6 protein-coding genes and 1 pseudogene are annotated in these 6377 nt (G+C 42.0%); all 7 read right to left on the bottom strand.

The window, feature by feature from the left end; all coding sequences use genetic code 11:
- Positions 1–210: pseudogene (locus HMPREF2655_RS03875) on the bottom strand (tagatose-bisphosphate aldolase); the annotation flags it as partial.
- Positions 211–220: 10 nt separating this feature from the next.
- Complete coding sequence (locus tag HMPREF2655_RS03870) at positions 221–1387, bottom strand: SIS domain-containing protein (RefSeq protein ID WP_070837670.1); 1167 nt, start codon at positions 1385–1387, stop codon at positions 221–223.
- A 269-nt stretch (positions 1388–1656) separates the two neighbouring features.
- Positions 1657–2061: a PTS sugar transporter subunit IIA gene (locus tag HMPREF2655_RS03865; protein WP_000045700.1), complete on the bottom strand. Its 405-nt coding sequence runs from the start codon at positions 2059–2061 to the stop codon at positions 1657–1659.
- 3 nt (positions 2062–2064) lie between these two features.
- Positions 2065–2886: a PTS system mannose/fructose/sorbose family transporter subunit IID gene (locus HMPREF2655_RS03860; protein ID WP_000185287.1), complete on the bottom strand. Its 822-nt coding sequence runs from the start codon at positions 2884–2886 to the stop codon at positions 2065–2067.
- Positions 2873–3778 carry a PTS mannose/fructose/sorbose/N-acetylgalactosamine transporter subunit IIC gene (locus HMPREF2655_RS03855; RefSeq protein WP_000616991.1) on the bottom strand — a complete coding sequence of 302 codons (906 nt, stop codon included), beginning with the start codon at positions 3776–3778 and terminating at the stop codon, positions 2873–2875. Before HMPREF2655_RS03855 ends, HMPREF2655_RS03860 begins: the two co-directional genes overlap by 14 nt.
- Positions 3779–3804: 26 nt before the next feature.
- Entirely contained in the window at positions 3805–4281 is a 477-nt protein-coding gene (locus HMPREF2655_RS03850; RefSeq protein ID WP_000156968.1) for a PTS sugar transporter subunit IIB, read from the bottom strand.
- On the bottom strand, positions 4278–6065 hold the full coding sequence (locus HMPREF2655_RS03845; protein WP_070837668.1) for a glycoside hydrolase family 35 protein: 1788 nt from the start codon (positions 6063–6065) through the stop codon (positions 4278–4280). Before HMPREF2655_RS03845 ends, HMPREF2655_RS03850 begins: the two co-directional genes overlap by 4 nt.
- Positions 6066–6377 lie beyond the last annotated feature (312 nt).

The raw sequence follows: 6377 nt of genomic DNA, 5'->3' as shown, positions 1-6377 counted from the left end.
CATAGAGGATGCGTATTTTGTCAATTCATCTGCAACCAAAACCTTGAGTTCTTCCATTTGAGCCACTGTTGGTTCTTCTGTTTGGTATTGAGCCATGAGGCGTTTCAAAGCACCACGTTGGTCAAAGGCAAGAGCTGAGATAATGCCGTTCTCGTCAGAGAGTTTTTGCAAGCAAGCTACTTTATTGGGACTTAATTGTAATTTACTCATAGACACTTCCTTATTTTTGATAGTCATGAATGATCACACCTTGTACCACACGGTTTACGGTACCTGTAGGAGACGGTGTATCTGGTTTATTTTCTACCTTGAGTGAAGTCAATAGGGCAAAGAGTTGGGCATAAACGATGTAAGGGAAGACACGGTAAATATCGTTCAAGACACCGCCACAACCAAGTGCTACTTCTTTGACATTTTCAAGACCAAAGGCTTGATCACTCAAGAGCACAACACGACGAGCAATCTGATCACCAGCCACTTCACGAACCAAGTCCAAATCGTACTTGCGAGTGTAGTCTGTCGTTGTACCAAAGATCAAAACAACTGTATCTTCGTTGATAAGAGATTTTGGACCGTGACGGAAGCCAACTGGGCTTTCATACATGGTCGCCACTTGACCAGCTGTTAATTCCAAAATCTTGAGCTGAGCTTCATGAGCAAGTCCAAAGAAAGGACCAGCGCCTAGGTAGATAACACGATTAAAGTCGAGGTCAACCAGCTCTTTAACATCTTCTGCATTGTCTAGAATCTTACGCGCAAGGCTCGTCACAACTTCAAAACGTTGAGCTTTCACAGCAAATTCTGTAGGATCAAAAACCAAGAGAGCTGTTAGCATCATAGACGTAAAGCTAGAAGTCATGGCAAATCCAGCGTCATTGGAAGCAGCTGGTTGCAAGAGCAAAAGATTGCGCTCATCGCCATGAGCTTGAAGAGCCAATTTACCATCTGCAGCACATGTAATGGTCACTTGATAGAGGTCATCAACCAAGGCTTTGGCCAAATCAACCGTCGCCACACTTTCAGGAGAATTCCCACTACGAGCAAAGGAAACAAGGATAGTCGCCACATCTTTTTTCAGATAGGTTTCTGGGTTGGCAACAATATCAGTTGTCGCAATGGCATTGAAATTCCATTTGCGTTCGTCATAGACTTCCTTAAAGTATGGTACCAAGGTATCTCCCACATAAGCAGAAGTACCAGCACCCGTCAAGATGACCTTGATATAGTCATGTTTATCAGCGATCCCTTGCAGAAAGGCTGCAATTTCTTCCCGTTTCGCTTGATAGGCTTCAAAAGCTTCTTTCCATACATCAGGCTGTTGGTAGATTTCACGAGTCGTGATTTCTGCACCCAGTTCAAGTAATTCTTCTTTTGTGTAATTTAGCATAGAGTTCCTCTAATCTATTGTTGTTTCATTCCTATTGAAAATATGGGAATGGGAGTGACTCCCATTCCCATGTATATTTTATACAAGCTGTTCTAACGATTTTCACGTTGTTACATCTTATACTCAATGAAAATCAAAGAGCAAACTAGGAAGCTAGCCGCAGGTTGCTCAAAGCACTGCTTTGAGGTTGCAGATAGAACTGACGAAGTCAGTAACATCTATACGGCAAGGCGACGCTGACGTAGTTTGAATTTGATTTTCGAAGAGTATTATTCATCTTCGTCATCATCGAAGCCCGCTAACAGGTCATTGACTTTTACAATGCTTTCTGCAGCACGGCTCTTATAATCCGCATCTGCACCTGTAAGGCTCGCATTGATAAATTCAATCACCATTGGAAGATTCATCCCTGCGTAGAGTTCAATATCGCGACCTTCCATAATCAAACGGCTTACCACGTTACATGGTGTTCCACCGAGAAGATCCGCAAAGACTAGGAAATCATCCAATCCTTCGATAGCAGCTTCAAATTTTGCAGTAAATTCTTCTGGACCATCTTCTGGAAGAAGAGCCACTGCATGAATGTTGTCCTGTGGACCCATGATCATTTCTGTGCTACCTTTAAGTTCTTCACAGAAACGACCATGACTCACCAAAATTAATGATTTACTCATAAATTATGCGCCCATTCCAAGCAAGAATTTACCGATGAATGAAAGACCTACTGCAAGAACGATAATGATACCGATCGCTTTAGTAGAGTTCATACCTTTCTTACCAAGCAACCAGAAGATAAAGGCAGTAAAGATTGCTGGAAGCAAGCGTGGGAAGATTGAGTTCAAGATGTCTTGGAAGTCAATCATCTTTTCACCGATTGGCAATTTGTAAGAAATCTCAAAGTTGATCATTGTTGCTACAAGAGCACCCATCATGAAGACACCAAGTACAGATGCAGCATCAATCAAAGCTGTCAAAGTACTTTGCATGTTGTTGATAAGGTTAACCCCTTCTTTGTAGGCAAATTCCAATTGTTTCCAACGGAAGATGTCATAAGCAACTGCAACTGCGATCCAAAGGAAGATACCCCATGGTTGGCCAGCGATAGCCATAGTTGCTGCGATAGATCCCATGATAGCAGGTACAAGTGAACCAAAGATTGTATCTCCAAGAGGAGCAAATGGTCCCATCAAACCTGTCTTGATACCGTTAACGGCATCTTTTGAACCCACACCATCTTTTTCTTCCATGGCAAGGTCAAAACCAGCGATAATTGTGTGGAAGAATGGTGAAGTGTTGAAGAATTGAGTATGAACTTTCATCATTTCTTTCAATTCAGGAGTTCCATCCCCATACATTTTACGCAATTGAGGCAAGATCATGTAAAGGTAACCAGAAGCTTGCATACGTTCGTAGTTCCAACCTAATTGGAAAGTAAACAAGCTACGTTTGTTGATTTGATTAAAATCTTCTTTTGTAAGTTTGTAATTAGAATTCGTCATCTTCGATTTCCCCACTTTCTGATGGTGTAGAAGGTGCTGCTACAGCTACTTTTTGGCTGTTCTTAAAGTGAACAACTGCAAGGAAGATACCTACGATAGAGATACCGATCATAGACAAACCTTTGAAGTTGTTAGCAAAGCCAATCTTTTCAGCAACATCAGCAGGAAGGGTACCAAGGATACCCGCAACAGCGCCACCAAGACCTGTTACATATGAGTAAAGAACAGTCAACATAGCTGTCAAACCGAATCCCATTGCAAGGTAGTGAAGGTTACGTTTAACTGGAAGGTAACGAAGCAAGATTGCAAATCCAAGACCTGGAAGCATACGACCTGCAAGTGTCAAACCGTCTGCAACCCATTGGTATTCTTTAACAAGGTCTACTACTGATTGTACGAAAGCACCACCAAAAGCAAGAGCGAAGAATACTGGAAGGGCACGAGAAAGAGCCCATGGAAGCGCACCAAGTAGGTAGTTGCGTTCGATACCTTTGTAGTCAAAGCGTTCGATCGCAGCATCAATACGGTGTGCAAAGAAAGTAGTTGTCATACGTCCAAGAACGTCGAAGTATGTCAAAAGTGCTGCTACTGGTACAGCGATTGTTGTAATCGCAAGATCTGTATCAATACCTTGAGAGATAGAGAATGCTGTTGCAAGAACCGCACCAGAAGTTGCGTCGATACGAGAAGCACCACCGAAGGTACCAACCCCGAGAACGAACAACTGCAAGCTACCACCGATAAACAAACCAGTTGTCACATCTCCCATGATCAAACCAGTAATGAAACCAGCGAATACAGGGGAACCTGCAGATGAAACGATTGTCAACTCATCACAGATTTGATAAGCTGAGTACAAAGTGAGAAGTAAAATTTGCCACCATTGTATCATAACAATGACCTCCTAAAAATTTTTTCCTATTTTAATAAGCTCAAAAAGTCTGAAACTGGATCATTTGGAACCATTTGAGCAGTGAGTTTCACACCTTTTTCTGCTAGTTTGTGGAAATCTTCCACATCCTTGTCTACCACGTTGATAGAACGTGTGATAGAGCGAGTTTCTGGTGTTTGAGACATATTGCCGACGTTGAGTGTTTCAAGCGGAACACCTGCTTCGACCAAACCAAGGAAACGGTCTGGTTTACGTGCAACGATAAAGAGACGTTGGCTATCGTATTTACCAGCAAGGATATTTGCTGCTGCTTTCTCAACTGGCAAGATACTGAGTTTCACACCTGGTGGTGTCGCAAGCTTCAAACCACTCTTTTCGATGTCGTTGTTAACAACTTCGTCGTCTACAACCATAATGCGTGAAACATTTAGTTTTCCAGCCCAAAGATTGGCTACTTGACCGTGGATCAAACGTCCATCGATACGGCATCCTACAATTGTCATAAGTTTTCCCCCTTTATGTTTTTTAGTGTAGGTTTACGAGTTAAATGAATCTCTTCTTTATATTCGCCCTCAGTTTCAAAGATGATGATGCGGTTCGCACCTTCCTTGAGATAACAATGAGGGATATAAAGTGAGAGGGTCGGGCCGACGTTCCAGAAACGCCCTAGGTGGCGCCCGTTGACAAAGGCAACGCCCTTACCAAACTCAGACAAGTCTAAGTAGGTATCCTTCGGCTCTTCAACGGTGAAGTCGAAAGCGTAAAAGGCTGGTTGTCCTTCTGTCCATCCTTTTGAAAAATCAATTTTCTCAGGATTATCCAGTGGTAGTGGATATTGTTTCCAATTCAGTAAGAAATGTAGATCCTTGCAGACACCTGTACGAATTCCTTTACGCTGCGTATCTGCCAAGAACTTATGTCCGTAGTTGACACGCCCCATATTTTCGATCAAGATGTCAATCTCTGAAAAGCCTTCTCGGTTACCCTGACAGTAGATGTCTTCACCAATCTCTGTCTGGTATTGAGTAGCAATCCATTGACCATCTACAAAGAGTTGAGCTCGGTCACGTCCATCAATGATACGGAGACGTTCCTCTTCTGCATCCCAACTTGCTTCAGTACGATAGAGAAGGTAGCCATAGCTTTGACCAAGTTCTTCCATTGCTTTTGGATAGAGGCTTTCAGTAGGACTAGAGAGACTATCCAGAGTTTCAAACAAGGAAACTTTTTCGACCAATGGAATGGACCCTATCTCCATGCTTTCCTTATAGAGTGGTTCCAACTGTGGATACTCTGGGAAGTGTGTTGCCATCATCTTCTTGACTGCTAGGTATTTAGCAGTTGGATTTCCTTCTTCATCAAGAAGGGCGTCATAGTCATAAGATGTGACTTGCGGCAAATCCAGAGTTCCTCGAGCCGAGCAACCATTCATGAAACCAAAGTTTGTACCACCATGGAACATGTAAAGGTTGATAGAGCCTTGCTCCAATACCTCTCGAACAGCTTCTGCCAATTCTTTAGGATCACGAGTGATGATGGGTTCTTTCCAACGGTTGAACCAACCATCCCAGAATTCCATACACATGAGGGGCCATTTCTTGCCATGCTCATCAAAGAATTCCTGCATCTGTGAAAAGTTGTACGGAGCTTTAGAACCGAAGTTTCCTGTCACAAAGAGGTCGTCTTCGATCAAGGTTCCAGCTTTCAGAGTAGCCCTCCATGGACCATCTGAAGTAAAGAGTGGGCAATCAATCCCTCGGTCTTCCATCAATTTCCGAATTGCTCGTAGATAAGACTTATCTTCTCCATAAGAGCCATATTCATTTTCGACTTGCATCATGAGAATGTTTCCGCCATTATCCAACAAGCGAGGCACAAGCCTTGGCAATAATTGGTCATAATAGCGAGCAACAGCCTCGATGTAGGCCGGGTCGGACGAGCGAATTCGCATGTCCTTGGTCAAGAGCCAAGCCGGCAAGCCACCAAATTCCCATTCCGCACAGATAAATGGAGACGGGCGTACAATGGCATAGAGACCCAAATCTTGTGCAATTTGAAGAAATCTCTCCAAATTTCTGGCACCTTCAAAATCAAACTCCCCTTCAACAGGTTCGTGTAAATTCCAAGCCACATAGGTCTCGACTGTATTAAAGCCAAGCGCCTTTAAGTTATAGAGAGAATGATACCAATCCTCTGCTGGAATCCTAAAATAATGAATGGCGCCGGACAAAATCTTGAACGGTTTTTCGTCTAAATAGAAATCGTCCTCAATTTTAAATCTGGTCATGTTATTACCTCTGACGAATTAAGTTTGCGCTTTCATTTATTATAATATTAACTATAATCAAATCTTTTGCATTTGTCAATAGGTTTTAGAAAATTATTTAAAATTTTTCTATTTTTTTACTTACCGTTTACCGAAATTATCTAAAAATAGCATGAAAACGATCTTTTTATGTATGATAATTCACAAGAACATCAAATGAATTTTTTTACATGTAAAATAACATTTTTAGTCTATTATTTTAATTTTTTGACCTTAATACTACTCTTTTCTTTATATTTGTGGTAAAATCAAAATTGGAGAAAGAGAATCGAG

This window comes from Streptococcus sp. HMSC066F01, from assembly GCF_001837335.1.
GTDB classification, from domain to species: Bacteria; Bacillota; Bacilli; order Lactobacillales; family Streptococcaceae; genus Streptococcus; species Streptococcus oralis_S.
Note: the sequence above shows the minus strand (reverse complement) of the source record. Positions and strands in the feature narration are given on the sequence as shown.